Annotated in this window: 18 protein-coding genes; 12 read left to right on the top strand and 6 right to left on the bottom strand. The window is 70.0% G+C overall.

The genetic code is table 11. The features are described from left to right. Positions 1 to 90 precede the first annotated feature (90 nt). Positions 91 to 984 (bottom strand): LysR family transcriptional regulator, encoded by an 894-nt coding sequence (locus M8A51_RS21875; protein ID WP_251780662.1) that lies wholly within the window; start codon positions 982 to 984, stop codon positions 91 to 93. A 71-nt stretch (positions 985 to 1,055) separates the two neighbouring features. On the opposite strand from M8A51_RS21875, the gene M8A51_RS21880 reads away from it, so the two are divergent. The 4 genes from M8A51_RS21880 to M8A51_RS21895 all read left to right on the top strand — a co-directional run bounded on the left by M8A51_RS21880 (position 1,056) and on the right by M8A51_RS21895 (position 6,670). Continuing rightward, positions 1,056 to 2,330 (top strand): SGNH/GDSL hydrolase family protein, encoded by a 1,275-nt coding sequence (locus tag M8A51_RS21880; protein WP_251780663.1) that lies wholly within the window; start codon positions 1,056 to 1,058, stop codon positions 2,328 to 2,330. After that, the gene (locus tag M8A51_RS21885; protein ID WP_251780664.1) at positions 2,330 to 3,511 is read left to right on the top strand and encodes an MFS transporter; all 1,182 of its coding nucleotides are present in this window, start codon (positions 2,330 to 2,332) and stop codon (positions 3,509 to 3,511) included. Before M8A51_RS21880 ends, M8A51_RS21885 begins: the two co-directional genes overlap by 1 nt. A 1,325-nt stretch (positions 3,512 to 4,836) precedes the next feature. After that, positions 4,837 to 5,487 (top strand): GNAT family N-acetyltransferase, encoded by a 651-nt coding sequence (locus M8A51_RS26625; RefSeq protein ID WP_251780665.1) that lies wholly within the window; start codon positions 4,837 to 4,839, stop codon positions 5,485 to 5,487. A gap of 427 nt (positions 5,488 to 5,914) precedes the next feature. Continuing rightward, positions 5,915 to 6,670 carry a hypothetical protein gene (locus tag M8A51_RS21895; RefSeq protein ID WP_251780666.1) on the top strand — a complete coding sequence of 252 codons (756 nt, stop codon included), beginning with the start codon at positions 5,915 to 5,917 and terminating at the stop codon, positions 6,668 to 6,670. Positions 6,671 to 6,677: 7 nt separating this feature from the next. Here the strand turns inward: M8A51_RS21895 and M8A51_RS21900 are convergent, their stop codons facing one another. After that, positions 6,678 to 7,673 carry a GlxA family transcriptional regulator gene (locus M8A51_RS21900; RefSeq protein WP_251780667.1) on the bottom strand — a complete coding sequence of 332 codons (996 nt, stop codon included), beginning with the start codon at positions 7,671 to 7,673 and terminating at the stop codon, positions 6,678 to 6,680. Between the two features lie 43 nt (positions 7,674 to 7,716). On the opposite strand from M8A51_RS21900, the gene M8A51_RS21905 reads away from it, so the two are divergent. Next, positions 7,717 to 8,847 (top strand): DJ-1/PfpI family protein, encoded by a 1,131-nt coding sequence (locus tag M8A51_RS21905; protein ID WP_407062259.1) that lies wholly within the window; start codon positions 7,717 to 7,719, stop codon positions 8,845 to 8,847. A gap of 44 nt (positions 8,848 to 8,891) precedes the next feature. Here the strand turns inward: M8A51_RS21905 and M8A51_RS21910 are convergent, their stop codons facing one another. Further along, on the bottom strand, positions 8,892 to 9,794 hold the full coding sequence (locus M8A51_RS21910) for a LysR family transcriptional regulator (RefSeq protein WP_251780669.1): 903 nt from the start codon (positions 9,792 to 9,794) through the stop codon (positions 8,892 to 8,894). Positions 9,795 to 9,911: 117 nt separating this feature from the next. Here M8A51_RS21910 and M8A51_RS21915 point away from each other — a divergent pair, with 117 nt between their 5' ends. Then, positions 9,912 to 11,261, top strand: coding sequence for a lactonase family protein (locus M8A51_RS21915; protein ID WP_251780670.1), 1,350 nt, complete (start codon positions 9,912 to 9,914; stop codon positions 11,259 to 11,261). A gap of 18 nt (positions 11,262 to 11,279) precedes the next feature. Here the strand turns inward: M8A51_RS21915 and M8A51_RS21920 are convergent, their stop codons facing one another. After that, on the bottom strand, positions 11,280 to 11,579 hold the full coding sequence (locus M8A51_RS21920) for a DUF3892 domain-containing protein (protein ID WP_251780671.1): 300 nt from the start codon (positions 11,577 to 11,579) through the stop codon (positions 11,280 to 11,282). A 111-nt stretch (positions 11,580 to 11,690) separates the two neighbouring features. Between M8A51_RS21920 and M8A51_RS21925 the strand changes: the two genes are divergently transcribed. Genes M8A51_RS21925 through M8A51_RS21940 form a run of 4 tightly spaced genes read left to right on the top strand, consistent with a single transcriptional unit; the run spans position 11,691 to position 17,641 of the window. Further along, the gene (locus tag M8A51_RS21925) at positions 11,691 to 12,293 is read left to right on the top strand and encodes a restriction endonuclease subunit S domain-containing protein (protein ID WP_251780672.1); all 603 of its coding nucleotides are present in this window, start codon (positions 11,691 to 11,693) and stop codon (positions 12,291 to 12,293) included. Next, a complete protein-coding gene (locus tag M8A51_RS21930) occupies positions 12,290 to 13,801 on the top strand; it encodes a type I restriction-modification system subunit M (protein ID WP_251780673.1) in 1,512 nt (503 codons plus the stop codon). The genes M8A51_RS21925 and M8A51_RS21930 overlap by 4 nt, the downstream gene beginning before the upstream one ends. Next, positions 13,794 to 14,459, top strand: coding sequence for a restriction endonuclease subunit S (locus tag M8A51_RS21935; RefSeq protein WP_251780674.1), 666 nt, complete (start codon positions 13,794 to 13,796; stop codon positions 14,457 to 14,459). Before M8A51_RS21930 ends, M8A51_RS21935 begins: the two co-directional genes overlap by 8 nt. Further along, positions 14,459 to 17,641, top strand: a complete 3,183-nt coding sequence (locus tag M8A51_RS21940; protein ID WP_251780675.1) for a type I restriction endonuclease subunit R — start codon at positions 14,459 to 14,461, stop codon at positions 17,639 to 17,641. The genes M8A51_RS21935 and M8A51_RS21940 overlap by 1 nt, the downstream gene beginning before the upstream one ends. Here the strand turns inward: M8A51_RS21940 and M8A51_RS21945 are convergent. Together M8A51_RS21945 and M8A51_RS21950 are read right to left on the bottom strand one after the other, a co-directional pair. Next, positions 17,616 to 17,993: a VOC family protein gene (locus tag M8A51_RS21945; protein WP_251780676.1), complete on the bottom strand. Its 378-nt coding sequence runs from the start codon at positions 17,991 to 17,993 to the stop codon at positions 17,616 to 17,618. The genes M8A51_RS21940 and M8A51_RS21945 overlap by 26 nt on opposite strands. A 45-nt stretch (positions 17,994 to 18,038) precedes the next feature. Further along, positions 18,039 to 18,392 (bottom strand): DUF1428 domain-containing protein, encoded by a 354-nt coding sequence (locus M8A51_RS21950; RefSeq protein ID WP_251780677.1) that lies wholly within the window; start codon positions 18,390 to 18,392, stop codon positions 18,039 to 18,041. A gap of 375 nt (positions 18,393 to 18,767) precedes the next feature. Between M8A51_RS21950 and M8A51_RS21955 the strand changes: the two genes are divergently transcribed. Both M8A51_RS21955 and M8A51_RS21960 read left to right on the top strand, forming a co-directional pair. Beyond that, positions 18,768 to 20,996, top strand: a complete 2,229-nt coding sequence (locus tag M8A51_RS21955; RefSeq protein ID WP_251780678.1) for a hypothetical protein — start codon at positions 18,768 to 18,770, stop codon at positions 20,994 to 20,996. A 43-nt stretch (positions 20,997 to 21,039) separates the two neighbouring features. Continuing rightward, positions 21,040 to 22,320: an OmpA family protein gene (locus M8A51_RS21960; RefSeq protein ID WP_251780679.1), complete on the top strand. Its 1,281-nt coding sequence runs from the start codon at positions 21,040 to 21,042 to the stop codon at positions 22,318 to 22,320. Positions 22,321 to 22,336 lie beyond the last annotated feature (16 nt).

Consider the following 22,336-nt stretch of genomic DNA (forward strand, 5'->3'; position numbering starts at 1 on the left):
GGGCCGATACCGCTGCACGACGATGCCACACTCGTGGGCCGTCGCGTCGAGCAGGGGGCCCGCTCCTGCACAACGTCTTCGCAAAGCGCACTACAACGCCCGGAGCTTCGCCGCCAGCAGGTCGAGCATCAGCTGCACACGCATCGGCTGCCGCCGGCGCGGCGGGTAGACCAGGTGCACCGTCTGCGACGGGCCGGTCCATTGCGGCAGCAGGCGCACCAGTTCCTTGCGGCGCAGCAACTCGTTGACCATCCAGCAGGGCTGGAAGGCGATGCCGGCGCCGTCGCGCACGGCGTCGAGCAATGCCACGGCGCTGTTCAGACGGTAGCGTGCGGTCACCGGCACGTCGACGGTGCCGCCGGGGCCGGTGAGTTGCACGGTGTCATCGGCGCCGAGCAGGTAGCGCAGGAAGGGGTGGCGCACCAGGTCTTGCGGGCGGCGCGGGCGGCCGTGGCGCTGCAGGTAGTCGGGCGAGGCCACGATGTAGCGCGGCCACGTGGCCAGCTCGCGCGCTACCAGGTCGGGCGGCAGGGTGTGGCCGATGCGCACCATCAGGTCGAAGCGCTCCTCGATCGGGTCGACGAAGCGGTCTTCGAGCAGCAGGTCGATGCGCAGCTCCGGGTATTGCTGCAGCGCCTGCAGCATCAACGCGTTCAGGTGCAGCTCGCCCAGCGCCACGGGCGCCGAGATGCGCACCAGGCCGCGCGGCTGGCGGGTGCGTTCGTCGAGTGCGGTGACGGCTTCGTCGTAGTCCTCGAGCAGGCGGCGTGCGCTGTCCAGAAAGCGCGCGCCCTCGTCGGTCAGCACCACGCGCGCCGGGCCGCGCTCGAGCAGGCGCACGCGCAAGGCGGCCTCCAGCGCGGCGATCTGCTTGCTCACGGTGGGTTGCGTGGTGGCCAGCGAGCGGGCTGCCGCCGACAGGCTGCCCAGCTCGGCAGCCCTCACGAAGTAATTCATGGCGCGCAGCCGGTCCATGGTGGGCATTCCAGTTTCGAATGAGCTGGCTTCCATTCTGCCGTCTTCTCATCGCAGTTGGAATTGGCCACAGTGACGCCATGAACCTGCTGCACCAAACCCTGCTCATTTCCTTCGTGCTGGCGCCGCTGCTCGCGGGCGCCGCGCCGTCTTCCGTTTCAACACCCGAGGGCGCTGCCGCGCCCCCGGTGTGGCAGCCGGCCTGGGCCGCCAGCCCGCAACCGGTGTGGGGCGACGGCTTCGTGCTGCCGCTCGGCATGCCGCGCACGCTGCAAGACGCCACGCTGCGCCAGACGCTGCGCGCCAGCCTGGGCGGCAAGCGCCTGCGCCTCGTGGTCAGCAACGAATACGGTACGGCGCCGCTGAAAGTGGGCCGCATGACGGTGCGGGCCCCGGGCGCCGCGCCGGCGCTGGCGGTGCGGTTCCAGGGGGCCGACGATGCACTGGTGCCGCCCGGCGCCCGGTTGTTGAGCGATGCCGTGGCCTTGCCCACACAGGCCGGCGACCGTTTGCAGGTCGATCTGCACCTGCCCGGTACCGCCACCGTGGCGGGCATGCACTGGGATGCGCGCGAGCCGGCCTTGCTGATGCAAGGCGACGCCACCGGGCAACCCGCGACACCGCAGGCACGGGCGCTCACCGCGCGAGCGTTTGTCACGGAGGTGCTGGTGGAAACGGGCCGCCCGCCCGCCGCCGTGGTGGCGATCGGCGACTCCATCACCGACGGCAACGGCGCCACGCCGGGTGCGGACCAGCGCTGGCCCGACCACTTGTCGCGCCGCCTGGCGCCGCGGGGCGTGGCGGTGCTCAACGCCGGCATCTCCGGCAACCGGTTGCTGCGCGACGGCATGGGCGCCAGCGCGCTGGCCCGCTTCGAACGCGATGTGCTGGGCCGCCCCGGCGTGCGCGCCGTGGTCGTGCTGCTGGGCACCAACGACATCGGCTGGCCCGGCGGCCCGTTTGCCAGCACCGAGCCCTTGCCCTCGCTGGCCGAGTTGCAGCGCGGCCTGCGGCAGCTGGTCGAGCAGGCCCGTGCGCGCGGCGTGCGCGTGGTGGGCGCCACGCTGCCGCCCTTCAAGGACGCCTTGAAAGGCACGCCGCTGGAGGGCCACTACAGCCCCGAGAAAGACGCGCTGCGACAGCGCCTGAACCGCTGGATCCGCGAGGCCGGAGTGTTCGACGCGGTGGTGGACTTCGATGCCGTGCTGCGCGACCCGGCCGACCCGGCGCGGCTGCGCGCGGATTTCGATTCCGGCGACCACCTGCACCCCGGGGATGCCGGCTACCGGGCGATGGCCGAGGCCATCGACCTGAGTGCGCTGCTGGGCGCCGCCGCCGCCGCGGAGGTGCAGTGATGAACACCCGAAGCACCGCGTTTCCCTTGCCGCTGCTGGCGCTCGCGCTCGCGGCCTTTGCCATCGGCACTACCGAGTTCGTCATCGTGGGGCTGCTGCCGGCGGTGGCCGCCGACACCGGCGTCACCCTGCCCAGTGCCGGGCTCCTGGTGACCGGCTACGCGCTCGGCGTGGCGTTGGGCGCGCCGCCGTTGGCGGCATTGACCGCGCGCGCCACGCCTTACCGCGCGCTGTCGGCGCTGATGGTGTTGTTCATCGTCGGCAACCTGATGTGCGCGCTGGCGCCCGACTACGGCTGGTTGATGGCCGGGCGCATCGTCGCTTCGCTCACGCACGGCGCGTTCTTCGGGCTGGGCGCCACGGTGGCCGCCGCGCTGGTGGAGCCGCAACGCCGCTCCGCGGCGATCGCGCTGATGTTCAGCGGCCTCACGCTGGCCAACGTGCTGGGCGTGCCGGCCGGCGCGTGGATCGGCCAGTACGCCGGCTGGCGCGCGACCTTCTGGTGCGTCAGCGGGCTCGGCGTGGTGGCGCTGGCGGCACTGCTGGTGCTGGTGCCCCGCTCCCTGCAACTGCACGGCAGCCGCGGCGGGGCCGGCTGGCGCATCGTCTTGCGGCCGCGCTTGCTGGGGGCGCTGGGGCTCACCGCGCTGGGCTTCGGCGGCATCTTCACCACCCTCACCTTCCTGTCGCCGCTGCTGCAGACCGAGGCCGGTTTCAGCGCCGCCCAGGTCAACGCCCTGCTGCTGCTGTTCGGCCTGGGCCTCACGGTCGGCAACATGCTGGGCGGGTGGGCCGCGGACCGTTGGCCCGGCCGCTCGATGTTCGCGGTCCTGGGCACGCTGGCGGCGTTGCAGGTGGCGCTGCATTTCGTGCTGGCCCTGCCGGTGCTGGTGACGGCGGGCATCTTCCTCTGGGGCATGGCGGCCTTCGCCACCGCACCGGGGCTGCAAAGCCGTGTGCTCGACGAGGCGGCCGACGCCCCGGCGCTCGGCTCCACGCTCAACATCGCGGCCTTCAACCTGGGCAATGCGGTGGCCGCGTGGATCGGCGCGCGCGCGATTGATGCAGGAATGCCGATGTCAGGCTTGCCGTTGCTGTCGGCGGCCTTGACCGGCGCGGCGCTGGTGCTGCTGTTCGGGCTGAGCGTGCGCACGGCCAGCCCGAACGCGAGGCCGGCATAGCCCGGCGCGGCAGCAGGCATCAAAGCGACCTTTGCTGCGCTGCCCGGTGCTGCACGCCGACGAGACCCCGGTGGCGATGCTCACGCCGGGCAAGCCGTGACCGTCCTCACCGACGATCAGCACCCGTGGAATGTCGCACCGGCGTTTCGCAGCCGGGTGCTCGGTGACGAGTCAGCCAACGCCGATACCACACGAGTCATACGGCTGCCCAAACCGTAGCCGACCCGCTCGCCTAGTGGTGCGGAGAGACGCATGTGCCGCATCGGCCCGCCGGCACTTCGCAGAAGCATCACCATCTTCACTCCGTCGCGGAGGCTTGCCACCGGTTGAACGCACGCTGTGATCGGGTGATGCCTTGGAGCCTGGCCGTGAACGCGAGATTCAACAACAAACTGAACAATGTGCCGGCCGTTCTCGTGCCAGGATGGCAGCCGGCTTCCGCGCCGCAAGTGCCGGCGGGGCCGGCGTTGCCTCCGAAACCCGCGGCGCTCCGTCCTTCGATGGAGAACGTGGCGGGGCTCGCCAGCCGGCCTCCCTCGCATTCCGGCAATGCGTCGATGGCTCGTCGCGTGTCCAACGACAGATTGTCGGCCTTCTTAGGGACGACTCCGGGATCCGCCTCATCGAGCCATTCACCGGTCTACGGGCAAAGACAGAGCGCCTCCACGCAGCCCTTGCCCTATCCTGACGATAGGCCACATCTGCCCAATCCCTATGATCGGCGACAGCAACAAGGTCGGCAGGGGTGGGGGCAGCCGTCCAGCCATGCAATGCCGCCGCGGCCTTATGCGCAGCCACCGGTCTTTCCGCAAAGGCCCTCTTACGCTCCGGCACTGAAACATAGCCTCAGCTTCGGTAACCTGCGGCATGTCACCGGTCCCCAGCCGTCATCGCTTCCCTATCCCCTCGACGCCAACCCGCTGGCGCAAGGCCACTACGCGGCCCGGCCAGAAGTGCGCCCGTACGCTGCGCCGCTGAGGCCCAGCCGCAGCGAGGGGAACCTGGCACAGGCTGCCGCCTACCTCAACCCGTCGCGACCCTATCCTTCTCACGCAAACTTGCAAGGGCAAGGCAGTTACCCGGCTTGGCAGCAAGCACGTCCATCCGCTCAGCCCCTGAGGAACAGCCATAGCCACGGGAATCTGCCGCAGGCCGCCTATTTCAGCCCGCAGGCGCAAGGCCACCATGCGGCCCGGCCGCCAACAGGCCCGTACGCTCATCCATTGAGGCCCAGCCACAGCGAGGGAAGCCTGGCACAGGCTGCCGCCCGTCCCCAGCGCCCGCCCCTTCAGCCTGCGTCGACCTGGCCCGCTTCGCACCGCCCCGTGACCACCGCGCAAGCCAAACCGGCGACGGCATCGACCACGGCGGCTTGGCGTCCGACCCCTTTGCAGGCTTCCGGTGCCGGACGTTCTGCGTTCGATGCGATGCAGCCGATCGGCGAATACAGCAACGACAAATACTACATGCGACAAAGCCTGCTGACCTCGTTGCCCGAGAAGAAGAAGAACAGGTTTGGGATAACGAAAAGCGACTCCCCGGAGGACGCGCTTCGCCGGCAGCACATCTACCACTGCCTGGAGGTGATGAATGGCTACATGGACGGACACATGAACTACGTCGTGAAGGCCGGGGGAAAGCCCGCGGGCATGCTGTCGATGTCCGAGCTCCCTGACAACCGAGGCGTCAAGATCAACGGTGTCATCGGCCTTCCAGACACGAAGGGTGTCGGCGTGCATGCGATCCGGGCGGCCATAGAGAAGTCCACGGAAGTCGGCGGCGGCGGTCGTGTCGAACTGAATTACCTGCCTTCGAATTCGGAGAACTTGCGCGCTTTCTACACGAAGGCTGGCTTCGTCGAACGCGGATACTTCAACGACGCCGGCAAATACGTGACCCACATGGTGCTCGACGCCAACAAGGCCAAGGAATTTCTCAGGAATACCAGCGGGAATTCGCCTCGTTTCATTTCCTGAGCGAGCGAGGCGCCGTGGCGCGCGTTTGTTCATTGTCCCGCGCCACTCGTGCACGAGGTCGGCGTTCAAACCGTGGGCCGGTGCGATGGCAGCCACTGAGGCCCCTGGCTCGTCGAAGGCGGTCAGGACCGTCGCCTTCAGCTCCGGGCTGTGACGCCGGCGCCGTGTCGGGTCGCAATGCTCACCATCGAAAAACAGGTGGACGCCATCGTGATGCTCCGTTCGCGCCTGCTCAGGATGGTATGCCCGGTCGCTTGCGATACGACTCACTCGTCCGCCAAATACTGCAGCCCGGCCAGGGCGGCCGCGTCAGTTCTATGGACCGTGAATTCCGGCACGTCGGGAGCAGCTTCTCGCCGTCGTCCGACGCGCCTCTTTGATGCCAGAATTTCCCTCCATCAGACAACGATGAAGAGTGAGGGAAAGCATGGGCCTCGTCTTGCTGTGGCTGGCGCTCGCGGGTGCCTCGCAACTGTGGCTGTGCTTTCGCGTCGCGCGCTCGAGCGTCGCGCTGGCCATCGTCACGTTTTTCCTCGGCCCCATCGGCGCGCTGTACACGCTGTTCACGCACCACGGTGACGAAGAGACCAGCGTCACGGTGCCGTTCATCGCCAACTTCGTGTTCTGCCTGCTGCTGATGTTCAGCGGCTGGCAGGTCGTGAAAACGATGTGGCAGGAGCAGATGGAACGGGAAGCGGCCTATGCGGCCGAAGACGAGGACTCGGACGTCGACGTCTCAGACCGGCTGCCGCCCCCGGGGCAGCTTCAGCCGGCGGCCATGAGCAGCCCCGCGCCGGCCCCTGCGCCCGCCGTGGTGGCCGACCCCATCGATGCCTACTCGGCGGCCCTGCGCCAGGCAGGTGTTTCTCACAGCCTCACACGCATCGAGGTCGGCTCGAACAAGCTGCCGGCGGGTGTGGTCGACGCGGCCCAGGTGGTGGCCCAGGAAGCTGCTGCGGCGGATGCCGCCCGGCCGGCCCCGAAGGAATTCTCGGTGACGCTGCTGCGCTGCGACACCGTGCAGGGCTGCCGCGACCTGGCCGGCGCCCACATGCGGCAGAGCACGCAGGTCAAGCGCATCATCCAGAACGGCGCCATGCTGCTGGTCGTGCCGGGTGCGGAGGCCGGCAGCGGTGATGCGCTGGCGGCGGCGCTGACCAGCGCATTCAGGCAACTCCCCTAGGGGCGGCTCACGCGCCGCCATCGCGGTAAGCCTGCGGCGTGCGCCGGTGCCGCCGCACGAACGCCCGCTGCAGCGCATCGACCGAGCCGAAGCCGCTGCGGCTGGCGATGCGCTCTTGCGTCCATTGCGTCTGGCGCAGCAGCTGCTCGGCCGCCGCCACACGCTGCTGCTCGACAAAGCGCGCCGGCGTGCAGCCCGTTTCCGCGGCGAACGCCCGCGCGAAGTGCCGCGGGCTCATCTGCACCCGCTGCGCCAGCGCCTCGACCGACAGGTCGTCCTGCAGGTGCGTGGCGATCCACGCCACCAGCTCACGCAGCCGGTGGCTCGCGGTGGCCTGCACCTGCAGGGTCTGGCTCAACTGAGGCTGTTCGGCGCCGCGCAGCATCGGCAGTGCCAGCGTGCGGGCGATCTCCATCGACACCTCGTGGCCGAGGTCGTCTTCGACCAGCGCGAGCGCCAGCTCGATGCCGGTGGTGACGCCGGCAGACGTCCACACCGGGCCGTCGTGCACATAGATGCGCTCGTGCTGCACGCTCACCTGCGGGCGCATGCTCTGCAGCAGGTCGCACACGCGCCAGTGCGTGGTGGCCTGACGGCCGTCGAGCAGGCCGGCCGCAGCCAGCACGAAAGCCCCGGTGCAGACGCTGGTGATGCGGCGCGTGTGCGGCGCCACGCCGGCCAGCCAGGCGGCCATGCCGTGCTCGAAGATGGCGGCGCGCACGCCGGCTTCTTCACCGCCCGCGACGATCACGGTGTCCAGCGTGGCGGGCAGTTGCTGCAGGCTGCAGGTGCCGGCCAGGCTGAGGCCGGCGTTGGTCAGCACGGCGTGGCCGGTCGGCGAGGCGATGTGCAGGCGGTAGCTGCCGGGGCGCATCGACTCGGCCTTGCTGAACACGCTGGCCGGCCCCGCCACGTCGATCGGCTCGACGCCGTCGAACGCGACCAGCACGATGTCGCTGGCAGGAACTGCGGCTTCTTCGTCCTTGTGGGGCAGGCGGGGCATTTGTAGGCTCAAGGCATCGAGATTCCAGGAAGCGGAAATGCAGATGTCCCGGCAGATGAGCGCGTTGATCGGCACGGCGATCTTAGCCCTCGGGCTGGCGGCCTGCGGCTCGCGGGCGCCGCTGCCGCCGCCGCCCGACGCGGCCGCCGTGGAGCGGCAGGCGCAGGCCTTTGTCGACGCGCTGAAGCCGCACCGCGAAGGCCGCCCGGTGATTGCCGTGCTGGCCCGCAACGAAGGCACTGAAATCACCGACCTGCTGCTGCCGCATGCGGTGCTGCAACGCGCCGACGTCGCCGACGTGCTGGTGGTCGCGCCGCGTCGCGGCCCGGTGGCGCTGTACCCGGCGCTGCAGGTCGAGGCCGAGCAGGACTTCGCCGGCTTCGACCGTGCGCACCCCGGCGGGGCCGACTACGTTGTCGTGCCGGCGATGGAGGTCGACAACGACCCCGCCGTGCTGGGCTGGCTGCGACAGCAGGCGCAGCGCGGCGCGAAGGTCATCGGCGTGTGCAGTGGCGCGCGTGTCGTCGGCCAGGCCGGCCTGCTCGACGGCCGGCGCTTCGCGGGCCACTGGTACGACCGCAGCACGCTGCTCGAACGGCACCCCGGCGCCACGCATGTGCCGCACCAGCGCTATGTCGTCGACCGCGGTGTCGCCACCACCACCGGCATCACCGCATCGGTGCCGACCATGCTGGCGCTGGTCGAGGCCCTCGGTGGCCGCGCGAAAGCGCACGCACTGGCCGACGAGCTGGGCGTCGCGTCATGGAGCCCGGCGCACGACAGCGCGCCCTTCGGCCTCACGGCCGGCAGGGGCTGGGAGTACGTGCTGAACAAGGCGGCCTTCTGGCGCAACCAGCGCTGGCACGTCGACATGCAGGACGGCACGGACGACATCGCGCTGGCGCTGGCCGTCGACGCCTGGTCGCGCACCGGGCACATCGAGGTCGAGCCGGTGTCGAGCTCCGGGCCGGTGAGCCTGCGCAGCGGGCTGGTGCTGGCCACGCAACCTGCCTCCGGCGAGCGGCCCCGCCTGCCGTTGGCCACCGGGCTCAAGCCGGTGCAGCAGCTGGACCGCACGCTGTGCGAGATCGAGCAGCGGTATGGTGACGCCCGGCGCGAGTGGGTGATGCAGGAAATGGAGTACCCGGCGATGCCCGGCGCCTGCCCGTCCTGACCCGGGCGGCCGTGCCGCGCGTCGGCGGCGCGACCGTCGCAGTCTCAAGACGACGCGAGCCGTTTGCCCGCTTTCGATGCCTTCGCCAGCGCCAGCAGCAACTGGCCGGCCGGCGGCAGGCGCCCCTCGCGCCACGCCAGGGCCACCGGCAACTCGGGCGCAGCCGGGCTCACCGGCCGGAACGCCACGCCGGCGCGGCCCGCCGCCGCCACGCTGCCGGCCACGAAACCGACGCCGGCGCCTGCCGCCACCAGCCCGATGAGCGTGGTCATCGGCGTGGCCTCCTGCACGATGTGCGGCGTGACGCCGGCCTGCAGGAAGGCGCCGATCAGGCGGTCGTACACATGGGGCCCCACGCTGCGCGGCGCCACCAGCAGCGGCACGCCGTGCAGGTCGCGCAGCTTGACGGTGCGGCGTCGCGCCAGCGGGTGAGCCGAGGGCAGCGCCAGCACCAGCGGCTCGCCGGGCAGCGCCTGGGTCGACAAGCCCGGTGTGTCGAGCGGTGGGTGCAGCACCGCGAGGTCGATCTCGCCGGCGGCCAGCGCCAGCTCCTGCGAGGGCGAGTTCATCTCGACCAGCTCGAGTGCCACGCCCGGGTGCCGCCCGCGGAATTCGTTCAGCATCTGCGGCAGCGCCCCGTGAAAAGCCACCACCGAAAAACCCAGCCGCAGGCGGCCGGTGTCGCCGCGCGCGGCGCGCTGCGCCGCGGAGCGCGCTTCGGCGGCATGCCGCACCGCCGCGCGGGCAGGCTCCAGGAAGGCCAGGCCCGCGGATGTCAGCGCCACGTGGCGGCGGTCGCGCTCGAGCAGCGCGACGCCGACTTCGTCTTCCAGCGCACGCACGCGCGCACTGAAGGCAGGCTGCGACAGGAACACCCGCTCGGCAGCGCGCCGGAAGTGCAATTCCTCGGCCACGGCGATGAAGCAGGCGAGGCTGCGGATGTCCATGGGCGGTGATCGGTTCTTCAAATCACAGACGGGTGATTTTGAATTGGATGGCGATCAGCATTGTGACCAGACTGCAGCGTATCGCCCTCACCGCCTTCACCCCGGGAGTTCACCGCCATGCACCTGCCTGCGCTTGCCTGCCTGCCCATCGCGCTGATCGCCGCGTCCACGATGGCGCTCGCGCCTGCCGCCGCACGAGAGGAGCCCGGCTGGGCGCGCCACATCGACGCCGGCACGATCGCCGTGCTGTCGGACGGCGACTTCGAAGCGCACACCTATGCCACCGGCCGCCTGGCCGACCCGGCGGCCGGCTGGCGCGACACGCTGACCGTGCTGAAGCGCAGCGATTCGGGCTGGGCACGCAGCAGCATCGAGGTGTCCAACTCGGTGACGGCCGCGCCCGAGGTGCTGCGCCTGTCGCCGGACGGCCGCGTCGCCTTCGTGACCGAGCGGCTGGCGCCGCGCACCGCCGAAGCCACCCGCTCGGCCGACCTGGCGCCGGGCCGGCGCCTGTTTGCCGTGGCGGTGGAGGGCGAGCCGCGCCTGCTCGACACGGCGTGGGTCGAGCCCCACCCGGAAGCGCTGGACGTGAGCCCGGACGGCCGTCACGTGGCGGTGGTGTCCAACACGCCGGAGGCGAGCTACCTGCAGATCGTGCGCTTCGATGGCGCCCGTTTTGCCGCCGTGTCGCGCTTCCGGGTCGACACGCTGGGCGTCGAGGGCCGGCTGGGCGCACCGCGCAACGGCATCACCGCCACCAATGTGCAGTGGCACCCTTCGGGCCGAGCGCTGGCGGTCAACCTCAACACGCTGGACCGCGTGCTGTTCGTGCGCGTCGCGCTGGACGGTGATCGCGTCGAACTGCAACCCTGGGGCGCTGCGGTGTCGACCGGCCGCGACCCCTTCGTGGGGCGCTTCACGCCCGATGGGCGCCACTACCTCACCGCCGACTGGGGCCGCGACTTTGCCGCTACCACGCTGGAAGGCCGCCTGCCCACCCAGCCGTCGTCGGTGAGCGTGATCCGCCTGGCCGCGCCAGGTGCCCGCCCCGCGGAGGCGCAACACCGGCGCCTGGGCCACGTGCCGACCGACCTGTCGTCGGAAGGGCTGGCGGTCAGCCCCGACGGCCGCTGGGTGGCGACCGTCAACATGCGCGGCACCGCCTTGCCGGCCGACAGCGCGCGCTTCGACCGCGAAGCCAGCGTCACGCTGCTGCGCTTCGACGCTGTCGCCGGGCGCCTGGTCAAAGCCGCCGAACACCGTTTCGAAGGCGTGCTGCCCGAAGGGGCCAGCTTCGACCGCTCGTCGCGTCATTTGTTGGTGACGGTGTTCCAGTACCCCGCGGGCCGGCAAGCGGGCGGTGGGTTGGAGGTGTTCGGCATCGGCGAAGGCGAGCAGGCCGGGCTGCGGCACCTGGGCCGGCTGGCGCTGCCGCACGGGGCGCACCACGTCGACGTGACGAGGTGACGCCGCCCGGCGGCGCCTTCAAAGCAGCACGCAATGCTCGTCGCAGGCCGGCAGCTTGATCAGTCCGTCGTTCCACTGGCCGCCGCAGCGGGCGCGCAGATAGGGCGGCTTGCCTTCTTCGCGCACGATGCGCAGGTAGGCCCGGTCGCGGGTGGCCGGGTCGGTGATGTAGAAGACTTCGAGCTGGTAGTCGATGCGCGACACCGCGGAATCGACCTCGAGCCGCCATTGGCGGCGGTTGTCGCCGATGTGGGTGACGTGCTCGTGGCGGGTGCCGGGCGCGGCCAGGGTGACGCAGGTCACTTCGTATTCTTTCATTCGTGCTCCCTAGAATTGCTGCATCAAGTCGAATGATGCAAGCAGGAACGATGATAGTTGCGGCCCCGGTCGGGCGCAAACAAAATCGCGCATCATTTCGATTGGTGCAATGTGATCCAGAGGTTGTCGGAGCTGGTCGACGTGCGGGCGGGCCACCCTTTCCGGGGCAGCGTACCGGTGGTCGAGGGCGGCAACGCCCATGCGCTACAGATGCGCGACCTCACGTCCGACGGGCTGGTCGGCTGGGACGGGCTCGTCCCCACGCAGGTGGACGAGCGCAAGCGCCCGCAGTGGTTGCAGCCGGGCGACGTGCTGTTCGTCGCGCGCGGCACACGCAACCAGGCGGTGTGTCTGCAGCAGGTGCCGGTGCGGGCGGTGTGCTCGCCCTACTTCTTCCTGCTGCGTGTGCGCTCTGCCGCGCTGCTGCCGGAATTCCTGGCCTGGCAGCTCAACCGGGCGCCGGCCCAACGCTACCTGGCGGCCAATGCCGAAGGCTCCGACCAGCTCAGCATCCGCCGCGGTGTGCTGGAAGCGCTGCCGCTGGTGGTGCCACCGCTGGCCCGTCAGCGCCTGGCGGTGGAGTTGGCCGACGCCGCACTGCGCGAGAAGCAGGCCTTCGAGGCGCTGACGCGCAACCGCCAGCGGCAGCTCGACGCCCTGGCCTTCGAGTTGTTCGAACACGACGCGCCCGCGGCTGCCGGGCCCCAAGCATGACCGTTTCCCCGATCCACCAGGACACCATCAACGCCGCCGTCTGGGCCGCCTGCGACACCTTCCGGGGTGTGGTGGACCCGAGCATCTACAAGGACTATGTCCTGACGATGCTGTTCCTGAAGTACATCTCCGACCTCTGGCAAGACCACCACGAGCAGTACCAGGCGCAGCATGGCGACCACCCCGAGCTGATCGACGAGCTGCTGAAGAGCGAGCGTTTCGTGCTGCCGCCGCCCGCCGGCTTCCATGCGCTGTACCAGGCCCGCCACGAACCCGGCAACGGCGAGCGCATCGACCGCGCACTGCACCTGATCGAGGAAAGCAACTACGCCAAGCTCGGCAGCGTGTTCCAGGACATCAGCTTCAACTCCAACAAGCTCGGCGACGAGGCGCAGAAGAACGACATCCTGCGCCACCTGCTGGAAGACTTCGCCAGGCCCGAGCTGAACCTGCGCCCCAGCCGCGTCGGCTCGCTCGACATCATCGGCAATGCGTACGAATACCTGATCAAGCACTTCGCCTCCACCAGCGGCAAGAAGGCCGGTGAGTTCTATACGCCGCCCGAGGTCTCGCAACTCGCCGCGCGGCTGGTCGACCCGCAGGAAGGCGACGAGATCTGCGACCCGACCTGCGGCTCGGGCTCGCTGCTGATGAAATGCGGGCAGCTGATCCGCGAGCGCGGTGGCAGCAAGCGCTATGCGCTGTACGGGCAGGAAGCCATCGGCAGCACCTGGGCGCTGGCGAAGATGAACATGTTCCTGCACGGCGAGGACAACCACCGCATCGAGTGGGGCGACACCTTGCGCAACCCCAAGCTGCTCGACGCACAGGGGCAGCTGAAACACTTCGACGTGGTGGTCGCCAACCCGCCCTTTTCGCTCGAGAAGTGGGGCCACGAGGCAGCGGCTGCCGACAAGTACCGGCGCTTCAAGCGTGGTGTGCCGCCGCGCACCAAGGCCGACTACGCCTTCATCCTGCACATGGTCGAGACGATGAAACCCGGCACCGGCCGCATGGCGGTGGTGGTGCCGCACGGGGTGCTGTTCCGCGGCGCGGCCGAAGGCAAGATCCGCAAACAGCTGGTCGACGAGAACCTGCTCGACACGGTGATCGGGCTGCCCGAGAAGCTGTTCTACGGCACCGGCATCCCGGCGGCCATCCTGGTGTTCCGGCGAAACAAGCGCGACGACCGGGTGCTGTTCGTCGACGCGAGCCGCGACTACCAGGAAGGCAAGAACCAGAACCAGCTGCGCGCGCAGGACCTGTACCGCATCGTCGCCGCCTGCACCGCTCGGCAGGACGTCGACAAGTACGCGCACCTCGCCACGCGCGAGCAGATCGCCGCGCACGACTACAACCTGAACATCCCGCGCTACGTCAGCGGCTTCGAACCGCAGCAGAGCGTCGACCTGAACTCGGTGCGCGCCGAGCGCGAGCAGCTCAAGGGCGAGCTGCTGGTGCTGGAAGAGAAGATGGCGAGCTACCTGAAGGAGCTGGGCTATGAGTGAACACGGCGGCCTGCCCGACGGCTGGACGCAGGTGCCCCTGCACGAGGTGGCGGAGATCCGCACCGGTATCGCCAAGGGCAAGCAGGGCCTGCGCGACCCGGTGTCGCTGCCCTACCTGCGGGTGGCGAATGTGCAGGACGGCTACTTCGACCTCGACGAAGTGAAGACCATCGCCGTCGAGCGCGCCGACGTCGAGCGCTATTCGCTGAAGGCCGGCGACGTGCTGATGACCGAGGGCGGCGACTTCGACAAGCTCGGTCGCGGCGCCGTCTGGGGCGGCCAGATCGCGCCCTGCCTGCACCAGAACCACCTGTTCGTCGTGCGGCCGAAGGCCGGCGTGCTGGATGCGCACTACCTGTCGGCGCTGTCGGCCAGCGCGCACGGCCGCGCCTATTTCATGGCGTGTGCCAAGCGCAGCACCAATCTGGCGAGCATCAACTCGACGCAGCTCAAGGCCTTCCCGGTGGTGCTGCCGCCCATCGAGGAACAGCGCGCAATGTCGCGCATGTTCGGCGTCTGGGACGAAGCCATCGCGTTGCACGAGCGCGAGCTGGAACGCCTGCGCAAGGAAAAGCTCGCGCTGATGCAGGACCTGATGAGCGGGCGGCGGCGTGTGCCGCCCGGCCGCATGCTGCTGGAAGAACACGCAGGCGCGTGATGCCCGTCCCCGCCGGCATGGCAGCACCGTCGGCCGCATTGCAGCAAGCCCTGCGCATGCTGTGCGCGCTGGGCTGGCGCCATGCCGACCGGCAGACCGTGGCCGAGTGGCGCGGCAGCCCGCGCGAGCTGCTGCTCAAGCCGCGCCTGGTGGACGTGCTGCAGACGCGCCGCTTCGACTACAAGGGCCGGCCGTGCCCGCTGTCGCCGGCCGGCATCGAGCAGATCCTGCGCGAGCTGTCCTCGATCAGCCTGGCCGACGGGCTGCTGCCGGCCAACCAGCGTCTCTACGGCAAGCTCGTGCTCGGCATCACGGTCACCGAGTTCATGCCCGACGGCAAGCGCCACCAGCCGACCATTGCGCTGGTCGACTGGAACGACCCGGCCGCCAACCACTGGGAGGTGGCAGACGCGGTCGAGGTGCCGGCGGCACATGGCGAAGGCGAGCACCGCCTCGGGCTGGTGTGTTATGTCAACGGCATCCCGCTCGCCATCGTGGAAGACGGGCCCACGGCGGTGGCACGGCAGATCGGCCATCAACGGCCCGACCAGGTGCCGGCCATTCATGCCTATGCGCAGTTGCTGCTCGCCGTGGACGGCGCACGCGCGAGCTATGGCACCACCGGCACGCCGGGGCGCCTGTGGGCCCGCTGGCGGGACGAGGAATTCACCGACCAGCACCATGCGGCGTGGCAGCACGGCACGCAAAAGCCGTCGACGCCCACCGAACAGGACCGGCTCGTCGCCTCGCTGCTGCAGCCGTCGCGGCTGCTGGAGCTGCTGCGCCATTTCGTGTTGTTCGACCGCCGCCATGGCAAGGTGGTCGCCCGCAGCCACCAGTTCTTCGCGGTGCGCACGCTGGTGCGGCGCATTCAACAACGAAGGCCCGACGGGGGGCGCGAAGGCGGTGTCGTCTGGCACACCGCCGGCTCGGGCAAGAGCTACACGATGGTGTTCCTGACCAAGGCCTTGCTGCAGCACGACAGCCTGAAGGCCTGCCGCGTTGTGGTGGTGACCGACCGGCTGGACCTCGAAGACCAGTTGGCCCGCAACTTCCTGCAGGCCGGCGCCTTCGGTGTCACCGGCGCAGCGCGCAAGGAAGGCGAGAAGGCCAGGGCCGCCTCGGGCAAGGAGCTGGCGCGCCGCATCGGGCAGGGCACCGAGCGCATCGTGTTCTCGCTGATTCACAAGTTCGCGACCGCCTCGCGTTTGCCCGAGTGTTACAACCCGTCGGCCGACCTGGTCGTGCTGGTCGACGAAAGCCACCGCAGCCACGGCGGCGAACTGCACCAGCGCATGCGCCGCGCGCTGCCGCGTGCGGCGTGCATCGCCTTCACCGGCACCCCCTTGTTGAAGCGCGAAAAGGCAGCGCACCGGTTCGGTCCCATCGTGCACGCCTACACCATGCAGCGCGCCGTCGACGACGGCACCGTGGTGCCGCTGCTCTACGAGGAGCGCGTGCCCGCGTTGAGCGTCGACGACGCGGCGGTGAACCGCTGGTTCGACCAGATCACCGCCGGGCTGCCCGCGGCTCGCAGCGACGAGCTGAAGCGCAAGTTCGCGAGCCGGCGCGCGGTGTGCGGCGCGGTGTCCCGCATCCAACTGATCGCGTGGGATATCGCCACTCATTTCCAGCAGAACGTCAAGGCGCTCGGCCTGGGCCTGAAAGGCCAGGTGGCGACGGCCGGCAAGCTCGACGCGATCCGCTACAAGCGCTGCCTCGACGACACGGGTCTGGTGACGAGCGCCGTCGTGATCTCCGCGCCGCAAACGCGCGAAGGCGATGTCGACGAGGGAGCGCTGCCCGAGGTGCAGCAATGGTGGCGCGACCACGTCGGCCAGGACGCCGCCGGCTACGAACGGCGCGTGCTCGACGGCTTTGCGAGCGACGACGAGCCGGACCTGCTGATCGTCGTGGACCGGCTGCTCACCGGCTTCGACGAGCCGCGCAACGCGGTGCTCTACATCGACAAGCCGCTTGCGGGGCACAACCTGCTGCAGGCGATCGCACGGGTGAACCGTCTGCACGAGGCCAAGCGCCACGGCGTGCTGGTCGACTACCGCGGCATTCTGAAAACGCTGGACACCACGCTGCGCGCGTACCAGCAGCTGGAAGCAGGCACGCCGGGCGGCTATGACGGTGCCGACCTCGAAGGGCTGTACCGGCCGCTGCGCGCCGAGTACCGGCGCCTGCCGGCCTTGCACCAGGCACTGTGGGACGTCTTTGCCGGCGTGCCGGACCGGACCGACCGCGAGCAGTTGCGGCAACGGCTGGTGCCGCTGCTCGAAGACGACGAACATGGCGGCACGCACGACCGCCATCGGCCGGTGCGTGCCGCCTTCTACGCTGCGTTGCGCCGCTTCGGACGGTGCCTGCAGACGGCCCTCGCCTCGCGCGGTTTTCACCAGGACCCGGAGGTGCCGCCGTCGACCATCGCCCGCTACAAGGCCGACCTGGCGTTGCTCACCGAACTGTGCGCCACCGTGTCGCGCGATGCGATGGAGGAGCGGGGCGACCGGGAGTGCGAAGCGCAGATCTCGCGCCTGCTCGACCGGGAAGTGACCGCGCAGACCGTGCACGAGCCGGGTGCCGTGTACGCCGTGCACCGGCTCGCCGGGCCGGCCGAACTGCCCGACGACTGCAGTGCCGAGCAGGCCCGCACCGAGGCGGCGTTGGCGCGGGCACGCCTGACGCGGGCGATACGGGTCGAGCTGGCCGGCGATCCGTATGCGCAGCAGGTGTTCGGCGAGTTGCTGCAGCAGGCCATCGCGAAGGCCCGCGCGATGTTCGAGCACCCGCGCCGGCAGTATGCGCTGCTGCACGAGCTCGAGCAGCGCGTGGCCCAGCGCGCACTGCCCGGCCTGCCGGAGGCCTTGGCCAGCCAGCCGCGCGCGCAGGCCTGCTTCGGCATCCTGCGGCTGGTGCTCGGCGAAGCGGCATGCGAGCGCCTCGGCACCGCCCGTCTGCAGGACGAGGCACGCCACATCGACGCGGTCGTGGGCCGCGCGGTCGCCGAGAACTCGCTGAACCTGCAGAACGTCGACGCGGCGATCAGGCAAGCCCTGCTGCCCCGCCTGTACCCGCTGATCGGACTCGACGCGGCCCGGCAGGTGACCGAGCAGGTGATGCGGCTGGTGCGGACCGACCCGGGGCGGCCTACAGGCTCTGCACCAGCGCCATGATGTTGCCTTCGCTGTCCTTGAACCACGCGGCCTTCGCGCCGCCGGCGATCACCGCACCGGCCGGGCTGCGCTCGCCGGGCATGTCGTAGTCTTCGAAGGTGACGCCTCGCGCTTTCAGGCGCTCGATCAGCGCGTCGACGTCGTCGACCGACCAGAAGGCCTGGCTGGCCTGCGAGGTGCCGGCGTTCGGCGTCGGGTACAGAAAGCAGGCGGTGCCGCCGGCGAACTCGTAGGCCACGCCGCCGTTGATCTCCTGCTTCGGCACGAGGCCGATGCGCTGCTCGTAGAACTGGCGGGCGCGGGCCAGGTCGCGCGCGGGGATGTAGGCGTACATCGGGTAGGACTGCAGCATGTGCGTCTCCTGTTCGGCCCCGGGGGACCGTGCGTTCAGGCCGTCTCAGGCTTCGACGATGGCCTCGAATCCGCCGTAGATCAGCCGCTTGCCGTCGAACGGCATCGGGTTGGTCTCGGGCTGCAGGCGCGGGTCTTCCATGGACTTCTTCATGCCCTCGTCGCGCACCGCCTTCGACGGCCAGGTGATCCACGAGAAGATGACGGTCTCGTCCGGCTGGCGCTTCACCGCCATCGGGAAGGACGTGAGCTTGCCTTCGGGCACGTCGTCGCCCCAGCACTCGACGACGCTCAGCGCGCCGTACTCCTTGAACACGCCGGCGGCCAGGGTGGCGTGCCGGCGGTAGGTTTCACGGTTGGCCGTGGGGACGGCCGCGACGAATCCATCGACGTAGGTCATGTGAGATCTCCGGTTGCGGCCCTGCAACATTGCAGCGGCCTCGAGAACACGACGAACGGGCGGCGCCCGGATCGACAGCCGGGGCACGACGAAATTGCAAGAAGACGCAGCGCGCCGCCGGCCGCCCGGGCCGGGCCCACCCCCCTAAGTTTCAGGGCATCTTGCGACTCCGGAATTCCGTAGCATCGCGGCGATGTGACCGGGAGCAACTCGCCCCAGGCCGCCCGACCGGGGCTCGGCCGGCTTGCTACATGGCGAGGACCGAGGACGGGGCCTGTCCTCCAAAAGAGGGACGCGAGGCCCCTAATTTGGAGGACGACGACCGCGCCGTCCCCGAGCATGATCCGCGTCAAGCGAGGCATGGAGGCTGCGGCGATGGCGTCGAGAACGATACACACGAAGCGCTGGCTGGCTGCCGCGATGGCAGGCGCGAGCCTGCTGGCGGGCTGCGGCGGCGGAGGCGGCTCGGGCTCCCGCTCCGGGGCCGAGTTGACCTATCTGACGGTCGAGGCGCAGGACGGCGACGCCGATCGCCTGCACTACCAGTGGCGCGCGACCGCCGGCACCATCGAGAACCGGGATGCGCCCGAAACCGTATGGCGCCTGCCGGACGGGCCGGGCCTGCACTTCGCGTACGTGAAGGTGTCCGACGGCAAGGGCGGCTATGTCGAGCAGCAATACGCTGTCTCCTCCGACGCGCTCGAGACCTCGGCGCCCGCGCGACCGGACGTCGAGCATGCCGCGCCGGCCTCGGCCGCCGCCGCCGGCGGCACTGCCCGGCTGGTCTTCTTCAGCCGCGACGACACCCGGTTCACGCCGCCCAACGGGGGCACCGCGCAGGCGCGCACGGTGTTCCAGCCGGACGTTCAGGTGCGGGTGCTGAGGCTGCCGGGCCAGGAGCTGGTGTTCTCGGGCACCAGTGATGCCAGCGGCGAGCTCAACCTGCCCGAACTCGAGATCGGCGCCAACTACGAGTTGCGTTGCGCCACGCCGACCGCCCCGGTGTTCGCACCGTGCGGCAGTCTGGGCGGGGCCGCCACCTCGAGCATCGTGCGCCCGGTGCGCCAGATCCCGGTCACGCTGAACCTGCGCCTGTACGGCCACGTCGGGTTTTCCGACGGCGGCGTGTGCGGCGTCCAGGACGAGCTGTTCGGGCTGAGTTCCGCCGCCACCGTGCAACTGCTGGCGGACGACGAGACGGCGCTGGCGGCGCCGGTGCGCGTCAACCGCTATGGCGACTACGCCTTCGAGGCGGCCGCGCCGGTGCACGGGCCGCTGAAGCTGCGGGTGCAGTGCGAGTCGCTGCAGGCGGTGGTGCCGGTGCCGGCGTCGCCCGACCCCGCCGGCTACATCAGCAGCCAGGCGGTCGAGCTGTCGCACAGCTTCGCGAACCGACGCCCGCGCATCCGCAAGATGGTCGCCAACGGCCCCGACGGCAATGTCCGCGGTCAGATGGTCGAGGTGGAAGACGATGCACCGTCGCTTGGCCTGCCGGGCGCCGAGCAGTTCCTGACCTTCAAGGGCAAGGACACCCGCCGCAGTGCCTGCATGTACTACCGGGCCTTCGGCGCCGTGCGCGACTGCGACGACCAGGGCAACATGGTCGACCCCATCTCGTTCCAGACCTGGAAACGCCAGCACCGCTTCGGCGCGCATGCGCAAGGCAACACCGAGGCCCGCGCGACCTACGTCAACAAGATGGACCTGAACCTGGTGCGGCGCATGGTCGCGACGCAGGTGGCCGACGACCACGTCGCGTTCTACGTGTGCAACTCGCCCGGTCCCGAAGGGCGCACGCGTGCCGAGCTGGAAGACACCCTCCGCGTCGCGCTCGACAACGAGAACGAGGTGGCCTGCGTGGCGATGGAATGGTCGGTCACGCCCGGCACCCATGGTGATCAGCCCTATACCAAGTTCCTCACCTTCGGCCCCGACGGCCGCCTGCTGCCGTCGGTCAACCTCGACGGTCGCGGCGAAAAATACATGCCCGGCGCCTGCGTGGCCTGCCACGGCGGCGCGCGCTACGGCGGGCGTTTCCCGGAGCGCGGCAACCCGTCGCCCTACCTGGGCTCGACCTTCCTGCCATTCGATACCGCGAACTTCCTGTTCTCGGAGCGAGCGAACCTGACCGAGGCTTCGCAGGCGGCGGCGCTCAAGCGCCTCAACGACCTCGTGCTCGCCACCTCGCCGACCACCGCCACGCAGAACCTGGTCGCCGGCTGGTACGCGCATGGCGGCAACGACCAGAACCACGGCTACGTGCCCGACGTGTGGCGCCAGGCCGCCAACCAGCCCGGCGGCCAGGGCGCGGAAACCTTCTACCGCGAAGTGATCGCCACCTCGTGCCGCACCTGCCACGTCGCGATGAAGGACAGCGCCAACTGGGACCTGAACCTGCCGCGCGCGTTGAATTCCGACACGCCGGTGGCCCATGTGTGCGGCGGCAGCGCCGACGTGAGCGTCAACGCCTCGATGCCGAACGCGCTGGTGTCGTACGACCGCCTGCTGGAGCGTACGCGCGACGACCCGGCGCTGGCGCAGCTGCTGCGCACCTTCCTGGGATGCGACGCGCCGGTCGACGACCCGGTGTATCCCAAGCGCTGACGCTGGCCCGTCCGCGCCGATCCTGAAAGCCAAGGAGCCGACCATGAACCTGCCCACCCCCGCTCGCCGCCAGCCGCTGCCGATCGCGGCGTTGCTGGCCGCCTCGCTGTGGAGCGCCGGATGTACCGCGCCCGCCGTGGCACCGACCGCATCGGCGCCCGCCCCTGCCGCACCCGCAACCGGCGCCGCGCCTGCCGCGCGACCGGCTGCCGCGTCCGCCGAGGACAGCGCGCCGCAGCCTTTCGACCAGGCCGTGCGACTGGCCGGCAACCACCTGTTCACCGATGCGGCCGCCGAGCTGGGTCGTTCGCCGCGCACCGTCGTGATCGACCCGCTGATCGACGCCAACACCGGCTCGCAGACGCGCAGCACGGTGTCGATGGGCGAACAGCTCGCTGCGCAGGTGGCATCGCTGTACCCCAACTGGAAGGTCGTGCCGCTGACACGCGCCAACCTGGCCGCCGACCCGCTGCTGCTGATCGGCACCGTCACGCCGGTGGCCAAGCGCGCCATGGTGGCCGACAGCCCGGCCGACAGCGTGCGGCTGTGGGTCACGCTGATCGACCTGAAGACGAACAAGATCGTGGCCAAGCGCGAGCAGTATTCGACGCTGGAATCGGTCAACGCAGAGCCGCTCGCCGTCTACCAGGACAGCCCGACCTGGAGCAAGGACAAGACGGTTGCCGCCTACATCAAGTCGTGCCAGCGCCTGACCGAGATCGGCGATCCGGCCGACCCGGACTATCTGAGTCGCCTGCATGCCGCCGCCACCGTCAACGAAGCGATCATCGCCTACGAGCAGGGCGACTACGCCGGCGCCAACCGCCTGTACAAGGAAGCGTTGCCGCTGGCCGAGCCGGGTGATTTGCGCGTGCTCAACGGCCTGTACACCACCAGCCTCAAGCTGCGGCAGCCCGACGCCGCCAACCAGGCGTTCGCGCGGCTGGTGAGTTCCGGCCTCGAGCACCGGCGCCTGCCGCTGAAGATCCTCTTCAAGCCGGGCGGCACCGAGTTCGTCGAGCCACTGGGCAACCAATACCAGCAATGGCTGGCCACCGTTGCGCGCGAGATCGGGCAGGCACCGAGCTGCGTTCGCGTCGAAGGGCACACCAGCCGCACCGGTTCGGCCAGCCGCAACCAGGCGCTGTCGCTGCAGCGGGCCGAAGCGGTCGAGCGTCTGCTCAAGCGCCACGCCAACATCTCGGCGCGCCTGCTGCGCCCGGCGGGCAAGGGCTCGCGCGAGGCACTGATCGGCATCGGTACCGACGACGCGCGCGACGCGCTCGACCGGCGGGTGGAGTTCAAGGTGGACCACTGCACCTGAGCCGCCACAGACCAAC

This window comes from Caldimonas mangrovi (assembly GCF_023721835.1).
Lineage (GTDB): Bacteria > Pseudomonadota > Gammaproteobacteria > Burkholderiales > Burkholderiaceae_C > Caldimonas > Caldimonas mangrovi.

Excerpts from the sequence above, each read along its gene's own strand:
- M8A51_RS21940 (WP_251780675.1), top strand. The coding sequence starts at position 14,459 with ATGCCCGTCCCCGCCGGCATGGCAGCACCGTCGGCCGCATTGCAGCAA.
- M8A51_RS21895 (WP_251780666.1), top strand. The coding sequence starts at position 5,915 with ATGGGCCTCGTCTTGCTGTGGCTGGCGCTCGCGGGTGCCTCGCAACTG.
- M8A51_RS21910 (WP_251780669.1), bottom strand. The coding sequence starts at position 9,794 with ATGGACATCCGCAGCCTCGCCTGCTTCATCGCCGTGGCCGAGGAATTG.
- M8A51_RS21900 (WP_251780667.1), bottom strand. The coding sequence starts at position 7,673 with ATGCCCCGCCTGCCCCACAAGGACGAAGAAGCCGCAGTTCCTGCCAGC.
- M8A51_RS21905 (WP_407062259.1), top strand. The coding sequence starts at position 7,717 with ATGTCCCGGCAGATGAGCGCGTTGATCGGCACGGCGATCTTAGCCCTC.
- M8A51_RS21960 (WP_251780679.1), top strand. The coding sequence starts at position 21,040 with ATGAACCTGCCCACCCCCGCTCGCCGCCAGCCGCTGCCGATCGCGGCG.
- M8A51_RS21880 (WP_251780663.1), top strand. The coding sequence starts at position 1,056 with ATGAACCTGCTGCACCAAACCCTGCTCATTTCCTTCGTGCTGGCGCCG.
- M8A51_RS21930 (WP_251780673.1), top strand. The coding sequence starts at position 12,290 with ATGACCGTTTCCCCGATCCACCAGGACACCATCAACGCCGCCGTCTGG.
- M8A51_RS21885 (WP_251780664.1), top strand. The coding sequence starts at position 2,330 with ATGAACACCCGAAGCACCGCGTTTCCCTTGCCGCTGCTGGCGCTCGCG.
- M8A51_RS21915 (WP_251780670.1), top strand. The coding sequence starts at position 9,912 with ATGCACCTGCCTGCGCTTGCCTGCCTGCCCATCGCGCTGATCGCCGCG.
- M8A51_RS21955 (WP_251780678.1), top strand. The coding sequence starts at position 18,768 with ATGGCGTCGAGAACGATACACACGAAGCGCTGGCTGGCTGCCGCGATG.
- M8A51_RS21945 (WP_251780676.1), bottom strand. The coding sequence starts at position 17,993 with ATGCTGCAGTCCTACCCGATGTACGCCTACATCCCCGCGCGCGACCTG.
- M8A51_RS21935 (WP_251780674.1), top strand. The coding sequence starts at position 13,794 with ATGAGTGAACACGGCGGCCTGCCCGACGGCTGGACGCAGGTGCCCCTG.
- M8A51_RS21920 (WP_251780671.1), bottom strand. The coding sequence starts at position 11,579 with ATGAAAGAATACGAAGTGACCTGCGTCACCCTGGCCGCGCCCGGCACC.
- M8A51_RS21875 (WP_251780662.1), bottom strand. The coding sequence starts at position 984 with ATGCCCACCATGGACCGGCTGCGCGCCATGAATTACTTCGTGAGGGCT.
- M8A51_RS21950 (WP_251780677.1), bottom strand. The coding sequence starts at position 18,392 with ATGACCTACGTCGATGGATTCGTCGCGGCCGTCCCCACGGCCAACCGT.